This is a genomic window from Myxococcus sp. CA033, from assembly GCF_013336625.1.
In the GTDB taxonomy this organism is placed as follows: Bacteria; Myxococcota; Myxococcia; order Myxococcales; family Myxococcaceae; genus Myxococcus; species Myxococcus llanfairpwllgwyngyllgogerychwyrndrobwllllantysiliogogogochensis.
Window position 1 is genome coordinate 282,084 of sequence record NZ_JABUMU010000004.1, and the last position, 23,549, is coordinate 305,632.

The window sequence follows — 23,549 nt, forward strand, 5'->3', positions numbered from 1 at the left end:
GGGCGCGGAGACGACCTGACGCCCTCCCCCATCAACCCACCCGCATGCGCGACGGGCTCCTGCGCTAGGATTCCAGGCCCCCCCGCGCGCTTCGTTCCCTGCTTCGGAGTCCTTCATGTTGTCGCATCGCGCAGTCGCGCCGCTGCTCGTCCTTTTCCTGTTCACCGCCTGCTCGGATTCCGACCCCACACCCGGGCCCGTGGACAGCGGAACCAAGACGGATGCCGGCCCTGGTCACGACGGAGACCCTGACGGTGGCCCACCCCTGGATGGTGGCCCCGACACGGATGCGGGCCCCACGCTCGACGGTGGCCCCGACACGGATGGCGGCTTCACTCCAGACAGCGGCCCCGACACGGATGGCGGCTTCACTCCAGACAGCGGCCCCGACCTGGATGGTGGGTTCGTTCCGGACGCGGGCCCCGACACGGACGGTGGCTCGACCACGCCTCCCGTCGTCCTCACGGAGACCCTGGCGGACACATACACGGGTGATCCCTACTCGCTCGCCCTGTCTGCGAGCGGTGGACTCGCGCCCCTGACCTGGGACGTCACCGCCGGAGCACTGCCCGCGGGCCTCACGCTCGGCACCAACGGCTCCCTCGCCGGCACACCCTCGGCGGCCGGTGATGCGACCTTCACCGTGCGCGTGCGGGACGCCTCGGGCGCGAGCGACACCGCCGACCTCGCCCTCTCCGTCTACGCGCGTCCTCGCATCGTGCAGTTCCAGCTCTCATCCCATGAAGTCGGCGAGAGCGTCTCGCTCACGCTGACCGTCGTCGGCGGCAAGGCCCCCATCACCTTCGCGCGCGTGGGAGACCTGCCGCCCGGCCTGACGCTGTCGGCGCAGGGACTCCTCCAGGGAACCTTCACCGAGGCGGGCCAGTTCAGCTTCGTCGTCTCGGCGACGGACGCCAATGGAAGGCAGGCGCAGTATGCCACCCAGCTCACCGTCCTCACCGCCTTCAGCGTCACCACCGCTTCACTGCCCGGAGCCACCCGGGATGCGGCCTACCAATCCGCCCTCGCGGCCACCGGAGGCGTCGAGCCCCTGAGCTGGGCCGTCACGATGGGCGCGCTGCCAGATGGCCTCACGCTGTCCTCGGAGGGTGTCCTCTCCGGGACGCCCACCGTGCAGGGAACGTTCGACCTCATCGTCACGGCGACGGACTCCACGGACCGCACGGCTTCGCGGAGCCTGGTGCTGACCATCTCCAGCTTCAGCCCGCCGGTCTTCAAGGTGGGCCACTACAACCTCACCTATTTCGGCTCCGACACGCAGGGTCCCGTGAACTCGACGTCGCAGGGCGGCGCGCTGGATGACCTGCAGATTGCCTCCGCGCGCGACGTCATGCTCCAGGCGGGCGCCAACCTGTGGGGCATGGTGGAGATGGTCGACGTCGTCGACTTCGACACCCTCAAGGCCCAGCTCCCGGGCTTCAGCGGCTTTCTCTCCAACAACGCCAACTACGTCACGGGCAGCACCTCTCCGTACGGCGGCACCACGCAGAAGCTGGGCATCCTCTACGACAGCACGCTCACCTTCCAGAGCGCGGAGCTGCTCCGCGTGGGCAGCGAGAGCGACTTCGGAAACCGCCCGCCCCTGCGCGTGAACTTCACCACCGAAATCCAGGGCACGCAGACGCCGCTCGTCGTCATCGTGGTCCACATGCGCGCGGAGAACGGCGTCGACACCAGCCCCCGCGCCGCCCGTGAGCGCGCGAGCGCCGCGCTGAAGGAGTACCTGGACCAGAACCTGTCCAACGAGCACGTGCTCGTCCTGGGCGACTGGAACGACGACGTGGACGAGTCCATCACCCTGGACCCCGGCACCCAGCAGCCCATGCTCACGCCGTACCAGAACTTCGTGTCGGACCCGAACGGCTACACCTTCATCACCCGTGAGCTGTCGCTGGCGGGCGACGACACGTCCATCGGCTTCGAGAACATGGTGGACCACACGCTGGCCAGCAACGAGGTGGCCGCCCGCTATGTCCCGAGCTCCGCCGAGGTCATCTACGCGGACGAGTGGGTGCCCGACTACTTGAACACCTTGAGCGACCACCGCCCTGTCGTCAGCACGTATGCGTTCAGCTCCGCGACGGAGCCGTTCGTGCGGCTCAAGGACCCCCACGGAGGCACCTTCCTCGCCGGCTCCGTGCTCCACATCCGGTGGCATGCATGGGGTGTCGGTGACGTGCGCGTGGAGGCCACCACCGATGGTGGCACGACGTGGAGCGTGCTGGCCGCCTCGGTGCCCGCCGTCCAGGGCAGTCATGCGTGGACGCTGCCCGCCCTCTCCTCCACGAACACGCTCGTGCGGGTGGTGGACACGTCGAATGCCACCCTCTTCGACGAGAGCGACGCGCCGGTGACCATCGTCCAGGGCGCCGGCCGCGTCATCATCAACGAGGTGCTCGCCAACGAGCCCGCCGTCAACGGCAACAACAACCCCGCCTACGAGTTCGTGGAGCTGGTCAACGTCGGCGCCGTCGCCGTGGATATCTCGGGATGGAGCGTGTGGGACTCCGCCCTCTCGCGCCACGTCTTCCCGGCCGGAACCACGCTGGGCTCGGGCAAGGCCGTGGTCGTCTTCGGAGGGACCGCGGGCATCCCTGCGGGCAGGACGAACGCGGTGAGAGCCTCCAGTGGAGCGCTCGGACTGAGCAACGATGGCGACACCGTGCGCTTGCGCAAGGCGGACAACACCGACGTGGACACGTACAGCTACGTCTCTCCCGCTGACAATGTGTCCGACAACCGCTCCCCGGATGCGGACCCGAACGGGGCCTTCGTGCGGCACACGTCGCTGCCCTCCGGCCTCAGCTCGTCCCCGGGGTTGCGCGCGGACGGCACCGCGTTCTGACGCACCGCGAAGGCGCTCGGGAATCCCCGGGCGCTCTCGCATCCTGGCTACACGAACGGTGCGGGGAGGAGTAGGAAGCGGGGCATGCGCACCCTGCTCTCCTCCGTGCTGCTCTGCCTGTTGGTGACTCCCTCGCTCGGCTCCGCCCAGACCGAGCGCACCCGCCCCCGCGCCAGGAACCTGGGCATCACCTTCGGTGGCCAGTCAGGTCCGCTCGGCGCCATCACCGATGTGCCCGGCGTGGAGGTGGGCCATACGACGCTCATCTCCGGCGAGGGGCGCATCGAGCCCGGAAAGGGCCCCATGCGCACCGGTGTCACGGCGGTGCTGCCCCGTGGCAGGGACGGCGTCGCGGAGCCGGTGTTCGCCGCCATCTACGCCCTCAATGGCAACGGTGAGATGACAGGCACCCATTGGATTCAGGAGTCCGGTGAACTCAATGGCCCGGTGATGATTACCAACACCAACGACATCGGCGCGGTGCGCGAGGGCGTCATCTCCTGGGCGATGGGCAAGGACCTCGCGTGGGACCTGGGGCTGCCCGTGGTGGCGGAGACTTGGGACGGGATGCTGAACGACCTCTATGGCTTCCACGTCAAGCCGTCGCACGCCATCCAGGCACTCGAGTCCGCACGCCCGGGCCCCATGCTGGAGGGCTCCGTCGGAGGCGGCACCGGCATGGTGTGCCACGGCTTCAAGGGCGGTATCGGCACCGCCTCGCGCAAGCTGCCGGAGTCCGCGGGCGGCTACACCCTGGGCGTGCTGGTGCAGTGCAACTACGGCTCGCGACGCCTCTTCTCCGTCGAAGGGGTTCCCGTCGGCGAGGAACTGGCGGACCACAAGCCCTGCTATCTCGGCACGCAGAAGCCCGGCAGCCCGATGATGAGCTCCCTGACGTCCTGCGGCGCCACCGGCGGTCCGCCCGCGGTGCCCACTCCCTTCGAGGGCGCGGGCTCCATCATCATCATCGTCGCGACGGATGCCCCCCTGCTGCCCCACCAGCTCGGACGGCTCGCGCGGCGCGTGCCGCTGGGCATCGCGAAGATGGGCGGACTGGGTGAGAACTACTCGGGAGACATCTTCCTCGCGTTCTCCACGCAGAGCCTCAAGCCCGCGGCCCAGGAGCGTCCCGCCAACGTCGCGGTGCTCAGCAACGACAGACTCAATCCCCTCTTCGAGGCCACGGTCCAGGCCACACAGGAAGCCATCCTCAACGCGATGCTCGCCTCCGACACCATGACGGGCGCGGACAACATCCGCGTCTACGGCCTGCCCCCGGACGGACTGGTGAAGGCCCTGAAGAAATACGGACGGCTCACGCCCGCGCCCAAATCCAAGCGGCCCCCGGCAGGCAAATCCGGCCGATGAGTCCAGGCCCGAGACAGGAGTGTGCTCGGAGGTGCGCGCGAAACATTCAAGACAGGCGGACGGCCGAGCCTCGGCCTCTGTGAAACGGAACACTGTCATCTGTCGACACGTCGGTTGGGCGTGACGACGTCGTGACGTCCGTGATTAAGAAACGAGGATGCGCTTCTCCTTCTTCGCGACGCCCACCACCCTGAAGAAGCTCAACTCCCCCGAGCTGCCAAAAGTCCTCCTCGCTGGAGGATTTAACGGTTACTGGAACTTCGGGGACATCCTCATGCTGCAAGGGGTTGTCCGCTGGCACCGCGCGCGCCAGGAGTCAGCGGTCGTCGCCTCCCTGCATGAGCTGGGCAGGGTGACGGACCCGCAGTCCCTGAAACAACTTCCCGCGGTGCTCGGCACGGAGGACTTCGTCTTCTTCTCGGGCGCGCCCTGGGAGGAGGCGGACCGCTCGGCGAGGAGCCTGGGGTTGGAGCCCGTGTCCCCGCTCCTGCTTCGGGGGCCCTGCCGCCTGCACGTCTATGGCGGCGGGTACTTCAACGGGCGCTGGGGGGACTCCATGCTGGAGCTCATCGAGACGGTGCTCCGCGCGTGGCTGCCGGGCCACTACGTCCTGTCGGGACTCCAGGTGGGGCCGGAGTTCGCCAGCCGCCTCGCGGCGCATGCGCGGCAGTGGCAGCCGGCGCTCGTCGGTTGCAGGGATCCGGAGTCCACCGAGGCCCTCGTCGCTTGCGGCCTGGAAGCGCGCCTGTCTGGAGACGACGCGCTGGAGGAGTTGGATCGCGCGGGCGCGCAGGCCTCACGCGGCGAACCCCGCACGCCTGGCGCCGGACGCTTCGCGCTGCACATGAACCTCTCCACGTATGTCTACACGAACGTGGGAGAGGACCCGGCGCTGATGCCCACGCCCACCACGTTGATGAACGGGCAGCTCCAGGCGCTGCGGGCGCACTTCGGAGAGGACGCCTCGCCCGTCGTCCTCAACGCGTACATCGATGAGCGGCCCGTGGTGGAGGACAGCGTCGCGGCCATGCGCAAGACGTCCTTCCCGGAGTACTTCCCTCGCGCGGACGTCATCGACCTGGTGGGCCTGCTCTTCCAGGGACGACTGCATCAAGCCGTCGAGCAGATCCAGCAGGGCGAGGTGCTCTTCGCCTCGTCCTACCACGTCACGTTGCTGGGCAAGGTCGCCGGAGTGCCCACCCACCTGTTCGCCTTCAACGACTACTACCGCCAGAAGAAGGCGGGGCTCGCCGAGACGGAGGGTTCGCTCGCGGAGTTCCTCTCAAGCGACTGGAGCCAGTCCCTGGCCCGAGGCACGGAGTACATCGAAAGCCAGCGGGCGCTGCGCCGCGAGTGGCTGGAGCGACTGGCGGTCAGCCTGGAGCTGCCAACGCCGGACGTGAGCTGGGTGTCGCGCGCGTCCCTGTGGATGGAGGACCTGCGCCAGGAGCTCCAGCAAGCGCGGCTCCAGCGGGCCGAGGATGCCCGGGCGGCCCAGGCCGCCGCGAGGGAAGCGGAGATGCGCCACCAGGCGCTGCTCGAGCGCGGCGAGGCCACGGAGTCCCGGCTGCGGGAGCTGGAGCAGCAGCGCACGCGGTGGGAGGCGGAGCAGTTGGAGCTGCACACCCTGCGGGCACGGCTCGCCGCGCGCGAGGAGGAGCGGGAGGAGCTGTTCTCCCTGCGTGAGCAGCTCGCCGCGCGCGAGCAGGAGCTGCGCGCCTTCGCGGAGCGGGAGGAGGAGCTGCGGGCCAGCTACGAGGCCCTGCTCACCACCGAGCCCCCGCTGCGCCACCGGCTGGTGGACGACCTGAATGACCGCCTCATCAAGGCCGGTGGCCCGCGCGCCCACCGCGCCATCAAACAACTGGTGCGGGCCACGGTGAAGCGCGGCAAGTAGCTACGGCGCCGGTGCGTGGGACGAAGCCCCCTTCTTCCCGGCGGGGGGCTGCTGTCCCGCCACCCACGCGTCGACCTTGCGCTCGAGCACGTCCAGCGGCAGCGAGCCCCCGAGCAGCACCACGTCGTGGAACTCGCGCACGTCGAAGCGCGAGCCCAGCGCCTGCTCGGCGCGCGTGCGCAGCTCCTGAATCTTGAGCTGCCCCACCTTGTACGCGAGCGCCTGCCCGGGCCAGGCGATGTAGCGGTCCACCTCGTTGGTGATGTCCAACGCCTGGCGGGGCGCGTTCTCCATGAAGTAGTCGAGGGCCTGCTGGCGCGTCCACTGCTTCACATGCATGCCGGTGTCCACGACGAGGCGGACGGCGCGCCACATGTCATAGGAGAGCTGGCCGAACTTGTCGTAGGGGTCCACGTAGAGGCCCAGCTCGTCCCCCAGCGTCTCGCAGTACAGCGCCCAGCCCTCGCCATAGGCCACGTAGTAGCCGTAGCGACGGAACTCAGGCAGCCCCAGTTGCTCGGTGGCCAGGGCCGTCTGGAGGTGATGTCCGGGCACCGCCTCGTGCAGCGTGAGGGGCACCATCTCCCAGAGCGGGCGCGTCTCCGGACGGTAGAGGTTCACCAGGTACGTGCCGGGACGCGAGCCGTCCGAGGCCGCCGGGTAATAGAAGCCCGTCGTCACGTCGGGGGCCATGGCCTCCGGTGTCGCCTCCACCGCGTAGGGCTGGCGCGGCAGCGTCTTGAACAGGCGCACCAGCAGCGGGTCAATCCGCTTGGACAGGGCCCGGTAGCGCATCAGCAGCTCGTCGCCGGTGCGGGCGTAGAAGCGCGGGTCCGTGCGCAGGAACTGGAAGAACTCCGCGAGCGAGCCCTGGAAGCCCGTCCGCTTCATGATGGCCTCCATCTCCCCTCGGATGCGCTTCACCTCCGCCAACCCCTGGGTGTGGATCTGCTCCGGCGTCAGCGCGGTGGTCGTGTACTTGCGCGCGAAGAAGCCATACATCTCCACGCCGTCCTGAAGCTGCCAGACGCCCACGGCCTCGGGCGCGCCCGGGAGGTACTCGGCGGTGAGGAACTGGTGGAAGCGCCGCAGCGCGGGCACCACGCCCTCGCGCACGGCCTTCCGGCCCGCCTCCGCCAGACGCTGCTGCTCCGTGGCGGGGAGCTTCTCGGGGAAGCGCAGGAAGGGGCTGTAGAAGCCGCTCTTCGTCGGGTCCTCCACGAGCTGCCGCTCTATTTGAGGCGGGATGCGCTGGAGGATGACTCGCGGATGCACCTTCTTCTGGCGCAGACCCTCGCGCATCAGCGCCACCACCTGGTCCACATAGGTGCCGAAGCCCTGGAGCCGGACGAGCCAGTCCTCGTAGTCCTTCACCGTCTCGAAGCGCAGCGTGTCCGCGAGCTGGTAGGCCGTCTGCACGCCAGGGGGCTGCTTGATGCCCTCGGGGATGCCTCCCATCTGATTCGTGGGCAGCAGATACCAGCCGAAGCGGTGCTCCTCCACCCACGTCTCGTGGTCCCTGCGGAACAGGTCCAGGTTGAGCTGCTCCTCGGCGGACAGCCGCGCGCGCTCCACCTTCTTGAGCTTCTCCAGCACCTGTCGCGAGTGCTGGTGGTCCGCCTGGATGGCCGCGAGGCTCAGGTCATCCCAGCGCTCGTTCCAGCGACGGTCGCCCTGCACGGACGCGTACGTCGGACTGTGCTCGAGCTGGTACCGCCAATCCTGCTCGATGAGGGCACGCAGCGTGCTGGCCGCGTCCGGCTTCTTCGCCTCGGCATCCACGGACATCATCAGGAGAACTCCCAGGGTGGTGAGTTGGAGCCACTTCACGAGAACAGCTCCAGCAGGTCTTCACGGGTGATGGCCGCGGCGCCGGCGGCCTCGCTCAAGGCCGCTTCCATCAGCGCGCGCTTCTTGTCCTGGAGTCCGAGGATGCGCTCCTCGACGGTGCCCTGGGACACCAGGCGGTACACGTTGACGGGCCGCTCCTGACCGATGCGGTGCGCGCGGTCCGCCGCCTGCGCCTCCACGGCCGGGTTCCACCACGGGTCCACCAGGAAGACGTGGTCCGCCGCCGTGAGGTTCAAGCCCGTGCCGCCCGCCTTCAACGACATGAGCAACACCGGCGGGCCGTCCTCCGACTGGAAGCGGGAGGTGACATCGCCGCGATTCACCGTGGTGCCGTCCAGCCGGTCGAACCCGATGCCCGCCTGCTTCAGCGCCGGCTCGATGAGGTCCAGGAGCGAGGTCCACTGGGAGAACACGAGCGCCTTGTGGCCCTCCGACACCGCGGTATCGAGCGCGTCCACCAGCGTCTCCACCTTCGACGACGAGGTCGCCTTCTGACCGGGGACGAGCGCCGGGTGGCACGCCGCCTGTCGCAGTCGCAGGAGCGCCTCCAGCGCCTTGAGCACGCTGCCGCCCTCGTTGAGAAGGGCGACCACTTCCTTGCGCGTCGCCGCCATCACCGAGTCGTAGATGGAGCGCTCGCGCTCATCCAGCGACACGTGCATCACCGACTCGATGCGCGGGGGCAGCTCCGGCGCGACGTCCCGCTTGAGCCTGCGCAGCACGAAGGGGCGGATGCGACGGCGCAGGTCCGCGGAGGCCGCCGCGTTGCCCTCGGAGATGGGGCGCGACACCTTCTCCTCGAACTGCCGCCGTCCCCCGAGCAGGCCCGGGTTGGTGAAGTGCATCAAGCTCCACAGCTCGTCCAGCCGGTTCTCCAGCGGCGTACCGCTGAGCGCCAACCGGAAGTTGGACTTGAGGCCGAACGCGGAGCGCGCGACCTGGCTCTCCGGGTTCTTGATGGCCTGCGCCTCGTCCAGCACCAGGGCGGCCCACTCCCTGGCGCCCAGCGCCGCCGCGTCCAGTCGCAGAATCGAGTACGTGGTGAGCGTCACGTCGGCCGCCGGGTCCAGCTCGCGGCCGGGGCCGTGGTAGACGCAGACGCTCAACGACGGACGGAAGCGCTTGAGCTCCGCCACCCAGTTGGGCAGCACGCTGGTGGGACAGACGACGAGCGAGCGCGGCCCCAACACGCAGATGGTCTGCAGCGTCTTTCCCAGACCCATGTCGTCCGCGAGGATGCCGCCCAGGCCCGCGCTCTTGAGGAAGCCCAGCCAGCTCACACCCGTCTGCTGGTAGTGACGCAAGGACGCGTTGAGGTCCTCCGGCAACACGGGCGGCGGCAGCTTCTCGAAGCCCTCGACGAGCGGCGCCAGCTTGTCCAGGCCCGGAGGAGGCGGCTGCTCCAGTGTCTCGCACAGCGAGGAGAGCTGCGGCAGCGCGTGGTTGGAGACGCGGCCGTCCGGCTGACGCGCGGCGAGCAGGTCCGCCACGCGCTGACCATGCTTGTCCAGCCACGCGCGCGGCAAGGGCGCCCAGCCCCCTCCCACCAGCGGGACCAACCCCAGTCCTTCCTGCCACGCCCGGACGACGGCCGCCGCGTCCACCGAGCGGGCCTCGCCGCCCTTGCCCCCCTCCACCTGGAACTCGAGCGTGAAGCGCACCTGCGGGATTCCCGCGCCATCCCCCGCGGACTCCACCGAGAGCGATGGACGCAGCCGCACATCCGGACTCACCACGGACGCGCCGTCACCGGCCAGGTCTCCGCCCCACCGTCGCAGCCGGTCCGCCCAGCGCACCATCTCCGGGCCCTGCACCGTCACCCGACGTCCGGGCACCAGGTTCAGCTCCTCGCGAAGGTCGTGGATGAGCCGCTGCTCCACCGCCTCGTCGCGCAGCGGCACCGCGCCGCGCAGGTACACCATCTTCCCGTTGTCGATGCGCACCGTCGGCGGCGCGCCGTAGACGAGCGTGGGCAGCACGGACAGGCCCGACTCGAGCTGGTTCAGCTCCAGCAGGATGCGCGGCTTGAGCTCGCGGTCGATGGACGGCACGCGCTTCGTGCGCACCTCCACCGGCATCCGGCGGCCCAGCTCCGGCAGCACCTTCGACGTCAGCTCGCCGAGGTTCTCCGCGCTGTACGTGCGGACGATGGGGAGGTTCTGGAGCCACGGCCCCGTCATGCCCGTCTCACCCATGCGGGCCAGCGCGTCTCCCACGCGGGCCACGCCGGGGCTCACGACTTCGGACACGCGCGAGTCGCGCGCCACCGTCACCACGAGCTGCCCGCCGCGCTCCTCGACCAGCGCCCGGGGCACCACCACCTCGTCGGGGATGGCGACGGGGCGACCGTCCAACAGGACGTTGCGCGCCTGCACCAGCACCTTGAGCAACGCGTCGAGCGTCTCCGGGTTGAGCGTGCCGCGCGTGCGGCGCTGCTCCAGGATGCGGTCGGCGAGCAGGTCCGCCTGCTCCACCTGGAGCTTCGCGGCCTGCGCGGGCTTCGCGATGTACGAGGTGAGGCTGCCCTCCAGCGCCTCTTCCTTGCCGTCCGCGTGGGCCAGCGTGCGCTTGAGCTGGAGGCCGTCCCCCGTGCGCGTGAAGTGATAGGCGATGCGAGACCAGCGGGTCGCCGCCGTCTGCATGGGCGCGTCCTCCCGCTCCGCCTGTTGGAGCGAGATGGCCGCCGCGACGACATGCTCACACGGGTCCACGAGGCTGGGGCAGTCACACTCCCAGGCGTCGTCGGCGGGATAGAGGGCCACCGTGAAGGGGACCGGGCGCCCCGCCGAGCGGACCCTCAGCTCCAGCTCGCTGTCCGTCTTCGACTGGAGGACCACGGCCCCGTCACGGGCGAGACCCACGCCTTTGGACCAGAGACCGGGGCGGGCTTCCTTCCGAACGGCTTCGAGCAGCTTGGCGAATGCGGACATGGGAGTGTCGACTCCCTACGCCCCCGGGGTGCGCCGCGCAACGGCGATGCGCACCCCGGCTCCCTCGCTCAGCCGCAGGTCAGCGTCCAACGGCAGGTATTAGACAGGCATTCCTTGCCATACAGGCACGTTGCCCCCTTGGCCTTCTTCGGCTGACACTTGCCGCTGTTGAGCCCCCAACCGCAGTACTGGGTGCTCGCGCAGTCGGTCTCCTGGTCGCAGATGCAGGTGCCCGCGCTGTTGCAGCCGGACGCGGTGCATGCGTCGCTGACGCACTCCTCCTTGAAGCGGCAGGACTCGCCCACCGCCTTGGAGTCCGGCGCGTAGTGCTCGCCGCACAGCACCGGGTACGCGGCCTCGCGCGTGCCCTTGTCCACGTAGGTGGCCACGCCCGCGGTGTCGATGTCCGCCGCCGCGTCCGCCATGCCCGTGCGCGGGTTGGACGCGCGCTCCCACACCTTGAGGAAGGCCTCCGCCGAGCCGGACAGCCCCGTGGTGTTGGCGCCCACGCGGCCCAGGTCCTTCAGCAAGTCAGGCAGGTAGCCCACGTGCGCGAGGCCGAACTCGTCGAAGCCCGTGCCCAGGCGCGCGGGACCGGAGACGTTCTGCTGACGCAGGTGCGCATCCGCCTCCGCCTGGAACGTCGCGGAACACGCGCCGTTGTTGCCGAAGCGCGGACGCGTCTGCTGGATGAAGCCGTTGAGGTCCGCGCCGAAGGCCATGGGGACCTTGAGGCCCTGGCGACCGAACTCGACGGCCTGGGCCAGCGAGCGCGTGGAGCCATGGCAGTTGTTGGCGACGCCGGAGCGCGTGTACGCGCGCGTCTCGTCATGCGCGGTGCGCAGGCCGAAGATGCCACCCGTCTGGCGCAGGTAGCGCACCACCCACGCGGGCGTCGTCTTCTCGTCGTCGGCGAGCTTCGGGTTCATCACCTCGCGGAAGTGGCCGTGGGAGATGACCAGCGGGTAGTAGGTGTTCGCCTGGGCGACGGCGAAGGCGTCCTGGAGGCCCTTCTCCGACAGGTGGGCCACGTCGATGAGCATGCCCTTGCCCATCATCGTCTGGAGCAGCGCCTTGCCGTCCGCGGTGAGGCCCTTAGTGTTGCGGCAGTTGCCGGCCGCGTCGCGGTACACATCGAAGCCCAGCGTCATCGTGTCCGTCGTCACGCCGCAGTCGGTGTCGATGTGGCAGTTCTCCGTGAACTGCGCCGCCTGGAAGATGGCGTTGTGCAGCGCCGCGCCGCCGAAGCGGTTGTCCAGCTGGTGCACCGGCTGGAGCGAGCGGACGCCCAGGGCGTGGAAGCGGTCCAGCTCCAGGCGCCAGTCCTTGGTGCCGAACAGCTTGCTCGTCTCGATGGAGAGCACCATGGCCAGCTTGCCCGAGGCGATGATGCTGCGCGCGTGCGACGGCGTCAGGGCGATCTCCACCCAGTCGGTGCGCGCGTCGAAGGCCCGCGCCATCTGGAGCTGCAGCTCCACGTCCACCATCTCGTCACACGGCCGGGAGATGTTCTGGTACGGCAATGCCTTGCAGAGGAACTCGTTGCTGACCAGCGACACCATGACCAGGGACATGCCGCCCTGGTGCGCCTGCCGCAGCCACCCCTCCCACGACTGCTGATGCGCGATGGTGTCCCAGCGCGGCCACTGCGTGTTCACCGACATGCGCCCCAGGTGGATGCCCGTGTCGCCCTCGGTGCCCTCGATCTTCCCGATGAACTCCGAGCCCACCGCGCCGCCCAGGCCAAAGAACGCCGCGAGCAACGGGTTGCCGCTCAAGTCCACCCCGGGGCAGAGGTTGAGCAGGTTGCTCAGGTCCATGCGCACCCGGGCGTGGTCACTCTCCGGCAGGCCACCGTCACAGCTCACCAGCGAGCCGGTGTGGCTGCCGTGGAACCACCCGCCGCCGAACGCCTCCTCCGCGAACATGTGGTGGTGCAGCTCCGCGAAGCCCGGCGCGGCCAGGGGCTGCGTCTGGGCCTCGGTGGCGACCTCGACGGGAGCCTCACCCTCCTGCACGGGGCCGCACGCGAGCCCGAGACAGAGGGTGAGAGGAAGGAGGGCCAGGGCTCCCTGGCGCCGACGGTGCTGAGACATGAACATGGAGGGGGATTCCTTCTGGGATGCGGGGGCGGACGGCTCCGCCTTCGCGCCCGGGAGGATACTCCCCGCACGACGGGCATATCGAGCAATCCACGCCCACCTCGAGACCGTGGTTTCAGGGGACGTCTCCGTGCGTCACGAGGAGTCGCCGGCCTGGAAGCGGCGGGCGCCGGGGTGTCGGTCCAATGACAGGCGCGTCTGAACCCGGTTGACGGCGTGGAGCGGAACAACAGACACAGTGCGGCAGGTCGGGCGCACATCCGCGCTACCAGAGCCATGCTGATACGATTGTCCTCGCCCATGGCGTCCCGCACTGGCGCGAGGTCGGCCGGGGTCTCGAAGGAGCAGTCATGTCCCTGCGCCGTGCCCTCCCGTGGAGTCTCGCCCTCCTGTTGTCCTTCACCACGGCCGCCTTCGCCGAGCCGGCCACCACCGAGGTTCTCGCGCCCGAGTCCAGCGAACCCCAGGACGCGGCGAGTCTGGTCTGTGTCGCGGTCCGGTGCTCGACGGTGAGCGAGTGCTGGGCCGCGTGCCCCGGCGCGAGCAGCGTGAGCTGCGTCAGCAATGGGTGTCGCTACACCCTTCCTGGTGGTGGTGGCGGCGGTGGAGGCCCGTGGTGCGAGCTGACGCGGTGCAGCGACGACGCCGACTGCGTGTGCAAGGGGCAACAGGGTTACTGCGAAGCCCGCGCCTGTCGGTACTGAAGTCGAGGTGTGCCTTGGGCCGTCCTCGCGGCGGCCCGAGGCAAGGCGGTATCCTCGTGCGCCGCACCTGGAACGCGTTCCGCGGTCCGGTGCGCCACAAGGGCTTATGCACCTGGACGACTACACGCGATACGACGCGATGGGGCTGGCGGAGCTGGTGCGTCGCAAGGAAGTGACTCCGACGGAGCTGACACAAGCGGCGCTCGCGGCCATCGCCCGCGTCAATCCGAAGCTGAACGCGGTCATCGACGTCCGGGAAGCGGACGCGCGGGCCGCCGTGCAGACGGGGCTTCCCCAGGGTCCTTTCACCGGGGTGCCCTTCCTCATCAAGGACCTGGCGTTGCATGCGGCGGGCGTCCCGACGGACCTGGGGAGTCGGCTGACGCGCGGACTGATGCTGCCGTTCGACTCCGTGTTGATGGAGCGCTTTCGCCGCACGGGCGTGGTGTTGCTGGGCCGGACGAACACGCCGGAGTTCGGCAACAACGCGACGACGGAGCCGGTGCTGCATGGCCCCACGCGCAACCCATGGGATTTGGGACGCAGCTCCGGTGGCTCCAGTGGAGGCTCGGCGGCGGCGGTGGCGGCGGGCATCGTCCCGGTGGCCCATGGCAATGATGGCGGCGGCTCCCTGCGCATTCCCGCCGCCCTCTGTGGAGTGTTCGGCCTGAAGCCCACGCGCGGGCGCAACTCCGTGGGGCCCAATTCAGGAGAGGCCATCAACGGCCTGGGCGTGGAGCATGTGGTGACGCGCTCGGTCCGCGACAGCGCTGCGATGCTGGATGCCACCCACGGTCCCGCGGTGGGCGACCCGCACTACGCGCCGCCGCCGGAGCGGCCCTATCTCAACGAGGTCCGGCGGGAGCCGGGGCGGCTGCGCATCGCGATTTCGAGGAGGCCCGCGTCCGGAGGGCCCGTGAGCCCCGACAACGTCGCGGCGGTCGAGGACGCCGCGAAGCTATGCGCCTCCCTGGGGCACGACCTCGTCGAGGCAGCGCCCGTCTATGACGACGCCGCGCTGGTGGAGGCGATGGTGACGGTCTGGTCCTCGACCAACGCGGCCCTGGCGGGGATGCTGGGCGGGGCCCTGGGACGTCCCGTGGGCCCGGACACGCTGGAGGCCACCACCTGGGCGGCGGTGCAGCATGGCCGTTCGCTGAAGGCGACGGATCTCCAGGCAGCGCTGGGAGTGTTCAATCAGGTCAGCCGCGCCGTGGGCGCGTTCTACGTGGACCATGACCTGCTGCTGACGCCCACGGCGGCGGTGCCGCCCTACCCGCTGGGCGCGATGGATTCCAACAAGCCGATGAGCGCTGGCGAGTGGTACCGCCACGTGTTCTCGATGATTCCCTTCACCGCGCTCTACAACGTGACAGGACAGCCGGCGATGTCCGTGCCGCTGCACTGGAACGCGCAGGATCTGCCCATCGGCGTCCAGTTCGTGAGCCGCTTCGCGGATGAGGCCACGTTGTTCCGCCTCGCGGGACAGTTGGAGGAGGCACGTCCGTGGTCCGTGCGCCGGCCTCCCGTGCATGCGGCGCGGGACGCCTGACACGCCCTTGAGTGAGCGGGCTGGGCCTCTCAAGGAAGAGAGGCTCAGCGCGGGAGCGGCAGGTATCGACCGAGCCCGTCCATGACCAGGCTCTCGATGCGCACCACCGTGCGCTTCGGGCCGACCTCCAGCCTGTCGAACTTCGTGAGGATGGAGAGGAACGGCGTCTCCCGCTTTCGCTCGCGAACCTCCGACCAGGGAATGAACAGGGGAGGATGGAAGGGCATGACGACAGGAATCATCGAGATGTAGAGGCCATCCTCGTCCGCCCCCACGGTGAGCGAGTTCCTGTAATGGACCCAGCCCATCCGCCCCGTGACACCACTGATGGCGCCCCTCGGCATGGGTTCGTCCGTGCGAAACCTCCGCGCGAGCCAGAACCAGCCCCCCTTCAGCGACGAGAAGAACGCCAAGGCCAGCAGGCCCACCACAAACAGCGGAATGCCCAGCCAGAGAGGAATGGAGGTCGCGGCCAGCAGGAACACGGAGGGTGTCTCCATCATCGTCACTCTCCCTGCCGAGGCGCGCGCGCCCAGACCACATCCCAGATGGACGCAGGGGACGAAAACCCAGGCACCACGAGCCGGACCATCACTTCCGTGGAGGCCACCTGGGCGCCCTGACTCCGAGCCTCCGCGAACAAGCCGCGGAGCAGCGCGGGCCCATCCACATACACCGCGGACAACAGCCCGGACTCGCCCACCGGAGCCGGCGGCGAGACGTCCGGGTCACGAGGCTTCAAGCCCCAGGCCTCGAGGATGTCGCGGTACAGCTCATCCAGGTCATACAGCGGCGCATGGATCCCCAACGCGCCACACGGACAATCCCAGCCAAAGCCCCGAGCCAATCCACCCTGGTCCAGCATCCGGCCCCGCGCGGCCTCTCCACAGAGGCCACACTTCACTGAACCCACCTCGCCTGTGAGCTCATGCCGGGCGTCGAAGGTGATGCTCAGCGTTTCCATCAGTTCGCCGGGGGCAGGTAGAAGTCGAGGGATTCCGTCACGGCGGCCCGGAGCCGAATGCGGGTGGAGTGCTCCCCCGCCCGAAACGTGTCGAGCTTCATGAAGAAGAACGACGTGACCTCCCTGTCATGAATCTCCGACCAAGGGATCCGCAGCGGGGGATGAAAGAGTCGGAAGATGAGATTCGGCACCAGGTAGAGCCCCTGCGCATCGCCGCCCACGGCAAGACAGCTCTTGTAGTCGATCCAGCCGATCTTCCCCGTGGTGAAGTTCCGCATGTCGCTCGGGGCGGGTCCGTCCGCGCGGAACTGCCTTGCGAGGCCATGCCAGCCACTCATCCACGACGCCACGCGCAGGGCCAACGCGAACCCCACGACGAGCAGGAGCGTGGCTCCCCAGGGATGCGTCTTGACCAGGAGTTGGAGGAAGGACGAGGGCATGGCCGCTGTCCTAAGTCGCCAGGGTCAGTCGCGAAAGCGCCTCGCGCAGTCGCTCGGGAATCGCCGTGGACTTGCGCGTCTGGCGGTCCACGAAGACGTGGACGAAGTGCCCGTGGGCCGCCGCTTCCGACGCCCCTTCCTTGAAGATGCCAATCCCATACGTCACCGAGCGCGTGCCCAGCTTGTCCACCCGAAGCCCCGCCCGCAGCGCGTCTGGATAGGCGAGCGGCGCGCGGTAGTGGCACTTCGACTCCACGACGAGCCCGATGACGGAGCTGCCGTGGATGTCCAACCCGCCCTCCTGGATGAGGAAGTGGTTCGCCACCGTGTCGAAGTAGCTGTAGTACGTGACGTTGTTGATGTGGCCGTAGACGTCGTTGTCCATCCACCGTGTGGTGATGGGCAGGAAGTAGCGATAGCGCTCGGCGGTCTCGACGTCACTCACGGCTTCAGTCTCCCCATGACTACCAGTACCCCAGCGCCTGCTGGAACAGCCCACTCAACACGGGCCGCGACATCTCGCGGGGAGCATTCTGCAACAGTCGCTGCTGGGGGAAGGCCCCCTCCGTCAGCGCCGCCACGTCCGCCTCGGTGTACCCGACTCCGCCCAGTCCGTTCGGCATCCCCACCGCGCGCATGATGCGGATGAGCTTGTCCGCCAGCACCTCGCCCGCGTCCTTCGGCCCCGCGCCGCGCGCGTCCGCGCCCAGCCACGTCGCGGCCTCCAGGTGCCGCTCCGGACTCTCTTCCGCCGTGTACCGGAATACCGAGGGGGCGTTGAGGATGACCGCCATTCCATGGGGCACGAGCGGTTCGTCCTGGGGATATCCCGTGGGCCTGAACTCGCGCACGAGCCCCGCCACCGCGTAGGCCATGCCGTGGGGCGCATGCACGCCCGCGTTGCCGAACGCGATGCCCGCCAGCGTCGCCGCCCACATCAACTGCTCGCGTGCCTCGTGGTCTCCCGCGTCCTTCACGCCGCGCTCCAGATACAGCCCCATCAACCGCAGGGCCTCGCGACATCCCAGGTCGCTCCACGGGTTGGCGCCCTGGCTCATGGGTCGCAGGCTGGGTCGCGGAGGCGCGGGGCGGCGGACGTAGGGTCGCGCCGTATAGGACTCCAGCGCGTGGGAGAGCACGTCCAGACCGCTGGCGGCCACCACCTCGCCCGGCAGCGTCGCGGTGCAGTCCGGGTCCACCAGGGCTTCGGTGGGACGCAGCGCGTGCGAGGCGATGCCCGTCTTCGCGCCCAACGAGAGCAGGTCGAAGATGGTGATGCCCGTCACCTCGCTGCCGGTCCCCGACGTCGTGGGGCAGGCGATGTGGGGCTTGAGGGGACCGGGCACCGGCCTGCCCTCGCCCACGGGGGCATTCACGTAGGTCAGGAAGTCGGAGGGCCACGTCGCATAGAGGTTCGCCGCCTTGCACGTGTCGATGACGGAGCCGCCACCGAGTGACACGTAGCCGTCCGGCCGCAGGTCCGCGGCGAACCGCACCGCCTCCAGAAAGGAGCGGTCCGTGGGCTCGACGCGAACGTCCGTGAAGACGCCGACCTCGAGTCCGGCCGCGAGCAGCGAGGCGCGCACCTTCTCGAAGTGCGGCAGTCGGGCCACGCCCGCATCCGAGAACAGCGCCACGCGCTTCATGCCGAGCGCCCGGGCCCGCTCACCCACCTCCGACAGACAGCCTCGACCGAAGGTGACGCGCGACGCATCCATCGTGAAGGCGGAGTCACACCCCTCCCCCACCGACTGGTAGTGGCAACAGCCAAAGCCCATGACAGTCCTCCCACGCCGGTTGCCGCCGCAATCTAGCGTGGGTGGGAGGAAGAACGGGCGACATCCGCCAGCGCCAGGGTCTCGCGGCGGGAAAAAGGTACGGACGTCACAGCCCATCGCGGAGCGCGGGAGGGCCATCGAACCCCTCCGCGCTCGTGGCTCGGGGTCCCGCATTCAACCCCTGAGGACTCCACCAAGCCGTGCTCAGCAGTCGTGGTTCGGAGGTGTGCCTCCGTCCGCCGAGCCCCTCCACTCGCGTGGCGAGGAACTCCATCGAGCCGTGCTCAGCAGTCGTAGTTCGGAGGCGTGCCGCCGTCCTCGACGGGCACCGGCGCGGGTCCGCCCTGCTTCGCGAGCGACTCCCCACAGTCCAGCGAGGCCTCTCCCGAGAGCGTGCGATAGAGCACACACGACGCCCGCTCGACGAAGAACGCCTGTCGCGGCCAGTCCGGTCCGCGCGCCGCGAGGATGGCCACCGCGTAGTGACCACCATCCGGCAGCCGCACCAGCCCCACCTCGTTGAGCACGTTGTAGCGCGAGTCATCCGAGCAGCACCCTGGAGGCAGCCAGCCCGCCTTGTGGCGCATCGAGGCCCGGACCTTCGCGGGCAGGAGCGTCCCCAGCCAACCACCACACCCCTCGCGAGGCGTCAGCTCCATCCACGCGAGCATGCGCGAGGTCGGCTTTGGCTTCAGCAACTGGCCCGCGCTCAAGCGATGCAGGAAAGACACGGCGTCCGCAGCACAGAGGTAGTTGTCATTCCCCATCACCTGGGGCGAGTTCGTCGCGCGGCGCGGCTTGCCGTAGTTCCACTTCGTCAGCGCGGTGTTCTTCACGTCCAGCGAGCGCAGATAGTCATTGATGGCGTCCGGCCCGCCCACCAGGTCGATGACCGCGCCCGAGGCCTCGTTGTCCGAGGTGCGGAAGACCTTCTCCGCCAGCGGCGCCACCTTCGACTCTTCTGCCTTCTTCAAGGCCGCTGCCACCCAGAACACCTTCGCCGAACTGGCGGAGATGTGCGGCACCGTGTCGGAAGACCCCGCGTACTCTCCGGTGCGCAGGTCCTTCACCGCGATGGCCACGTCCGCTCCCGGAGCCAGGCGCGCGGCCTCCGCCGCCAGCGAATCCACGACGGACCGAAGTGCCTCGCGCTTCGGAGCCCCTGCTGCCGGAGCCGCCGCCAGGGCGCTTCCCATCGTGAGCCAGGACAGCGCCAAGGCCCCAAACCAACCACGCGGCACGAACCACGTTGTCATCATCGTCCTCCAGGAAGTGCTGCCCCCCCGCGGGAGCCGCCGAGCCCGCCACGAAGGCCCCCAGGGCATCCGCGACGCCCAGCCGGGACGCTCTCTCGTAGTCGAAGTCCACCACGCCCGCCAGGGACACACCGGCGCCACCACGACCAAAGCCGGGGACGTAACGCGCCCGTCCGAGCACGTGTCCAGTCCCCGTTGACTCCCGGGTGACAACGACAGCCCTGCTTCAAGATTTCTCGGGAGTCTCGTGGAAGAGCCGCGCGAGAAAGCGCGTGAAGCTGAGGGAATCGCCCGAGGAGACGGCCCGTTCCGCTTCCAGCTCTCTCCAACAGAGGGTGATGCACTCGCGCCGGAGGCGGGCGATCTCCTGGTCCACCTCGACCAGCTCCACATGGTGCTCCCTCAATTGGTCGATGATTTGCTCGGCATGCGTCAGGGCCTTGCGGAACTCCCTCGACAGGATGCCATCCGCTCGCATCTGGACCGCCGCGGAGTCTTCTTCCAACTCCAGGGATTCACGCCGTGCGTCGAAGCGGGCCGCGAGCTCGTCGGCCTCGCGCTTGAACCGCAGTCGCACCTGTCTCTTCTCTTCGTCGGGGAGCCGGGCCTGGAGCGCCGCGTCTTCCGCCCAGCGCTTGTGCTCGGCCTCCAGGTCCTTTCGAGCGTTGAGTTCCTCTCGGTCCACCTGGACACGCCGTCCGTCGACGCGGTCGAGCGCCGAGCGATCCACGTCGTGGTTGCGCTCACGAACCTCCTCCATCCAGCCATGGAGCGACTCCTGCTCACCCAGGAGTCGCGCGTGGGCCGCCTGGGCGCGCTGCGCCACGGCCGGTCGGTCCACTCGAAGCTGTTGAAGTCGCGCCTCCACATCGCCTCGGGACGCACGGGACTCGGCCCATTGCCTTTCCAACCGCAGGTGTTCCTGGGCCACGGGCTCCTTCCGATACAGCAAGAGCGCGCGCGAAAGCCCCAGTCCACCCACGAGCCCCGCTCCCACCAACCACCACGGAGAAAACACCACGCCGGGGATGAGCCCCAGGATCGCGGTGACCAGCACGCCCCCGGTCATGCCGCGCTCCAGAGAGTCCTCACGAGAAAACTCGCGGGGGGCCAGCGAAGCGGGAGCGATGAAGCGCGCCAGCGCCCGCGCGTGGGCTTGCGCGCGCGTCGGCTGCGGTCCGGGCTCCGGAACAAGTCGCTTGTCCAGTCCTTCGTCCAGGGTCAGCTCCGGCAAGCGCGAGGGCGCGAGTGCCAGCAGGGACAACAGGGTTCTCGGCACGTACTCGCGGATTCGAGCATGAGGCGAAGTCAGTAGCGCCTGGAGCAATGGAGAACGGGTCGGCTCGACAAAGTCCTTCCGCCGGAACAGGAGGCAGTCGTCGCCCCCCTGGAACCGCTCCCAGAGCGACGGGTCGTGCGCGAGCGCGACCAGCGAGAGCCAGACCCCCCACGCCGGGAAGAGGTCCAACTGGAGGTTGAGCGAGCCCGAGTCGCGCGCTGGATGCTGGTAGTTGGCGTGCCCCCGCTCATGGCTCTCGCGCCCACGCAGCGAGAACACACACATTCCATCGTAGTCGATGAGCCGCAGTCCTGAGTCCGTGACGAGGACATTGCCATGCTGGAGATCACCATGCGCGACAGCGGCGCGGCTCAGCGCCTTCACCAGGTCGAACCACTCGGCGGCGAGCTGGAACAGCCTCGCGGGCTCATGCAGGTGGCGCCCGACATAGCTCTCCAGGGACTCTCCCTGGACCCACTCCATCTTGACGATGGGCACCCACCGCCCTCGGACGTGGATGCCTCGGGGAAGGAACGTGAAGCCAACCATGTACGGCAGCCAGTGCTGCTCCAGATGACGTTGGATCTCCAGGTAGCGGGACTGCAAGTCGTAGGGAAATGGGCGGGTGAAACAACGCACGGCGTAGACCTTCTCGCCACACGTCACCTTGTAGATGGTCGCGAAGTTGCCCGCGCGCGGCCGCGGCAGGCCCGCCATCGCGCCCGTTCCCAGCTCGACGACACCCTCTCTCAACTCGGGGTCGGCGAACGCCTGCCGAGGATGCTGGAGCGCCGTCTGGTAGTCGCTGTCCGACGGGAGAATCACGACCTCACGCCCCCACCGTCACGCGAAGCAACGTGACGTCATCGTTGCGGATGACCTTGTTTGTCCGCAGTCCATCCACGAAGCGAGCGAAGGACACCGGGAGGTCCTCCGACGTCCCCGTGGGTAGCGCGAGCCAGGGCGCCCCACCCCGCTCGTGCTCGGACAGGAACCAGTGGGCCAGCGCATCGGTCATCAGCAGCAGGATGTCTCCAGGACGCACGTCCCCTACTTCGGTCCGCACCGCTTCGCCCACGCGCGCGTTCTGACCGGACTGCGTGGACACCAGGAACGGACGCGAGCCGAACGACGCGGCCGTCTCCAGGGGAAAGGACCGCACCAACCGGTCTCCTCGGACCTGGAAGAGACACGAATCCCCCACCGCCAGCGCCGTCCAGGTGCCCACCGCGTCGCCACCGCGCGCGGCCTCCAGTCGAACCCCCATCAGCGTGGCGAACGCGCCCTCCAGGAGCTTCTCCCGCGCGTACCAGGGAAGGTCCCGACTCCCGACGTCGGCGTGCCATCGCCGCTGCAGCCCGGGCAGGGCCTGGAGCAGCGCGGAGGGCTCACCCATCCGCCCCTCGGCGAACTCCCCCGCGAGCAGCCGGGCCCACAGGCCCGAGAAAAGGCTCTCCGTGGCGCCATCGGCGACGGCGACGTGCAGCACCTCGCCCTCGAACGTGGACGACTGCTCCGGCGCGCATGCATCCTCGTTCTCGGTGGGCGTATTGCCCGCCTTCTGCACCCACATCGCCTCGATCTGGATTCTCACGTGACGACGTCCTGGCCGGGGCTACCGCAGGTTGCTGGGGCGCGTTCCGATGTTCAGGAACTTGATGAGCGACACGATGTCCGCGTTGAAGGCGAAGCCCCGGGCCCCCTCGCGCACCGCGTGCCCCTCCTCTCGCGCGGCGGCGAGCATCCCCGGAGTCAGCGGGCTGGACAGGTCGAAGAGCAGCCGCGCATGAGCGTCCGGAAGCCCCACCTCCGCGTCGGGGAACTGGATGGGCGTCGCCGGGTTCGATGACAGATGCACGTTGAGCAGCAGCACCGCGCCGTCGGAGCTTCGCAGCGCGCGCAGGGACGACGCGACGGCGGTCGGGTCTCCATCCGTGGGCTGCCCATCGGAGACGTTCACGACGATGGGAGGAAAGCCCTCGGGGTGCTCGCGCAACCAGTCCCCCACCAGGGAAGACGCGCGGGAGAGCACCTCGCACATCGGCGTGGGGCCGTGCGCCACCGGCTCGAACCAGACAGGGAAGCGGACCTTCTCCCGCACCAGCCCGCCCATGCCGTCCTCCCGCTCCCGCGTGCGCTCCTCCAGCCGCGCGGGGGCGTGGCCAATCTCGCTGATGGGAACCAGCCCCCGACCCGCGAGCGGACCCGAGAACGCGGAGCCCACGCGCTCGCCATAACCCAGCACGCCCAGGTGGAAGTAGTCCCGGATGCCCTCCTCGCGGGCACAGCGCACCACCAGGTTCTGGAGCAGCCGGTTGGTGACGTCCGCGACGCCCTCGGCCTTCTTCCGCGAGCCACCCGGCCCACCAAAGGGGTCATCCATGGACCCGGACTGGTCAATCAAGAGGAGGATGCATGCGGGCGCGGTGCGGCTGATTTCCGCCGAGTAGGCCATGGCGGACGAGCGTACCGGTTCACCCTCTCGTGCGCGACGACAGACGACAGCGGCCCCCGCGTCCCACCGCACCCTCGAGACAGGCGGCGCGATGGAACGGGGAGCCT

17 protein-coding genes are annotated in these 23,549 nt (G+C 69.1%); 5 read left to right on the plus strand and 12 right to left on the minus strand.

The genetic code is table 11. From position 1 onward, the window contains the following. The first annotated feature begins 115 nt into the window (after positions 1–115). The 3 genes from HUA78_RS13945 (at position 116) to HUA78_RS13955 (ending at position 6,131) form a co-directional block, all read left to right on the plus strand. On the plus strand, positions 116–2,866 hold the full coding sequence (locus HUA78_RS13945; protein WP_174476467.1) for a putative Ig domain-containing protein: 2,751 nt from the start codon (positions 116–118) through the stop codon (positions 2,864–2,866). A gap of 84 nt (positions 2,867–2,950) precedes the next feature. Next, positions 2,951–4,234: a P1 family peptidase gene (locus HUA78_RS13950; protein WP_174476468.1), complete on the plus strand. Its 1,284-nt coding sequence runs from the start codon at positions 2,951–2,953 to the stop codon at positions 4,232–4,234. A gap of 157 nt (positions 4,235–4,391) precedes the next feature. Then, positions 4,392–6,131, plus strand: coding sequence for a hypothetical protein (locus tag HUA78_RS13955; protein WP_174476469.1), 1,740 nt, complete (start codon positions 4,392–4,394; stop codon positions 6,129–6,131). Here the strand turns inward: HUA78_RS13955 and HUA78_RS13960 are convergent, their stop codons facing one another. The 3 genes from HUA78_RS13960 to HUA78_RS13970 all read right to left on the minus strand — a co-directional run bounded on the left by HUA78_RS13960 (position 6,132) and on the right by HUA78_RS13970 (position 13,008). Beyond that, the gene (locus HUA78_RS13960; protein WP_174476557.1) at positions 6,132–7,919 is read right to left on the minus strand and encodes a DUF885 family protein; all 1,788 of its coding nucleotides are present in this window, start codon (positions 7,917–7,919) and stop codon (positions 6,132–6,134) included. Positions 7,920–7,957: 38 nt separating this feature from the next. Next, positions 7,958–10,912, minus strand: coding sequence for a DEAD/DEAH box helicase (locus HUA78_RS13965; RefSeq protein ID WP_174465508.1), 2,955 nt, complete (start codon positions 10,910–10,912; stop codon positions 7,958–7,960). A gap of 68 nt (positions 10,913–10,980) precedes the next feature. After that, entirely contained in the window at positions 10,981–13,008 is a 2,028-nt protein-coding gene (locus HUA78_RS13970) for a membrane dipeptidase (RefSeq protein WP_254623722.1), read from the minus strand. Positions 13,009–13,364: 356 nt separating this feature from the next. On the opposite strand from HUA78_RS13970, the gene HUA78_RS13975 reads away from it, so the two are divergent. After that, positions 13,365–13,718, plus strand: coding sequence for a hypothetical protein (locus tag HUA78_RS13975; RefSeq protein WP_174462280.1), 354 nt, complete (start codon positions 13,365–13,367; stop codon positions 13,716–13,718). 106 nt (positions 13,719–13,824) lie between these two features. After that, the gene (locus HUA78_RS13980) at positions 13,825–15,270 is read left to right on the plus strand and encodes an amidase (protein ID WP_174465510.1); all 1,446 of its coding nucleotides are present in this window, start codon (positions 13,825–13,827) and stop codon (positions 15,268–15,270) included. A 44-nt stretch (positions 15,271–15,314) separates the two neighbouring features. Here HUA78_RS13980 and HUA78_RS13985 read toward each other — a convergent pair whose 3' ends face one another. The 9 genes from HUA78_RS13985 to HUA78_RS14025 all read right to left on the minus strand — a co-directional run bounded on the left by HUA78_RS13985 (position 15,315) and on the right by HUA78_RS14025 (position 23,442). Continuing rightward, on the minus strand, positions 15,315–15,773 hold the full coding sequence (locus HUA78_RS13985; RefSeq protein ID WP_174465511.1) for a hypothetical protein: 459 nt from the start codon (positions 15,771–15,773) through the stop codon (positions 15,315–15,317). A 2-nt stretch (positions 15,774–15,775) separates the two neighbouring features. Further along, positions 15,776–16,234 (minus strand): hypothetical protein, encoded by a 459-nt coding sequence (locus HUA78_RS13990; RefSeq protein ID WP_174476470.1) that lies wholly within the window; start codon positions 16,232–16,234, stop codon positions 15,776–15,778. Beyond that, positions 16,234–16,674, minus strand: a complete 441-nt coding sequence (locus HUA78_RS13995; RefSeq protein ID WP_174476471.1) for a hypothetical protein — start codon at positions 16,672–16,674, stop codon at positions 16,234–16,236. Before HUA78_RS13995 ends, HUA78_RS13990 begins: the two co-directional genes overlap by 1 nt. 10 nt (positions 16,675–16,684) lie before the next feature. After that, positions 16,685–17,119, minus strand: a complete 435-nt coding sequence (locus tag HUA78_RS14000) for a thioesterase family protein (RefSeq protein WP_141640902.1) — start codon at positions 17,117–17,119, stop codon at positions 16,685–16,687. 19 nt (positions 17,120–17,138) lie between these two features. Beyond that, the gene (locus tag HUA78_RS14005) at positions 17,139–18,452 is read right to left on the minus strand and encodes a hydroxyacid-oxoacid transhydrogenase (RefSeq protein ID WP_174465513.1); all 1,314 of its coding nucleotides are present in this window, start codon (positions 18,450–18,452) and stop codon (positions 17,139–17,141) included. A 284-nt stretch (positions 18,453–18,736) separates the two neighbouring features. Then, entirely contained in the window at positions 18,737–19,648 is a 912-nt protein-coding gene (locus HUA78_RS14010; RefSeq protein ID WP_254623706.1) for a serine hydrolase, read from the minus strand. Between the two features lie 286 nt (positions 19,649–19,934). Further along, on the minus strand, positions 19,935–21,812 hold the full coding sequence (locus HUA78_RS14015) for a hypothetical protein (protein ID WP_174476472.1): 1,878 nt from the start codon (positions 21,810–21,812) through the stop codon (positions 19,935–19,937). A gap of 4 nt (positions 21,813–21,816) precedes the next feature. Beyond that, positions 21,817–22,581, minus strand: a complete 765-nt coding sequence (locus HUA78_RS14020; RefSeq protein ID WP_174476473.1) for a protein phosphatase 2C domain-containing protein — start codon at positions 22,579–22,581, stop codon at positions 21,817–21,819. Positions 22,582–22,602: 21 nt separating this feature from the next. After that, positions 22,603–23,442: a VWA domain-containing protein gene (locus HUA78_RS14025; RefSeq protein ID WP_174476474.1), complete on the minus strand. Its 840-nt coding sequence runs from the start codon at positions 23,440–23,442 to the stop codon at positions 22,603–22,605. Positions 23,443–23,549: the final 107 nt, after the last annotated feature.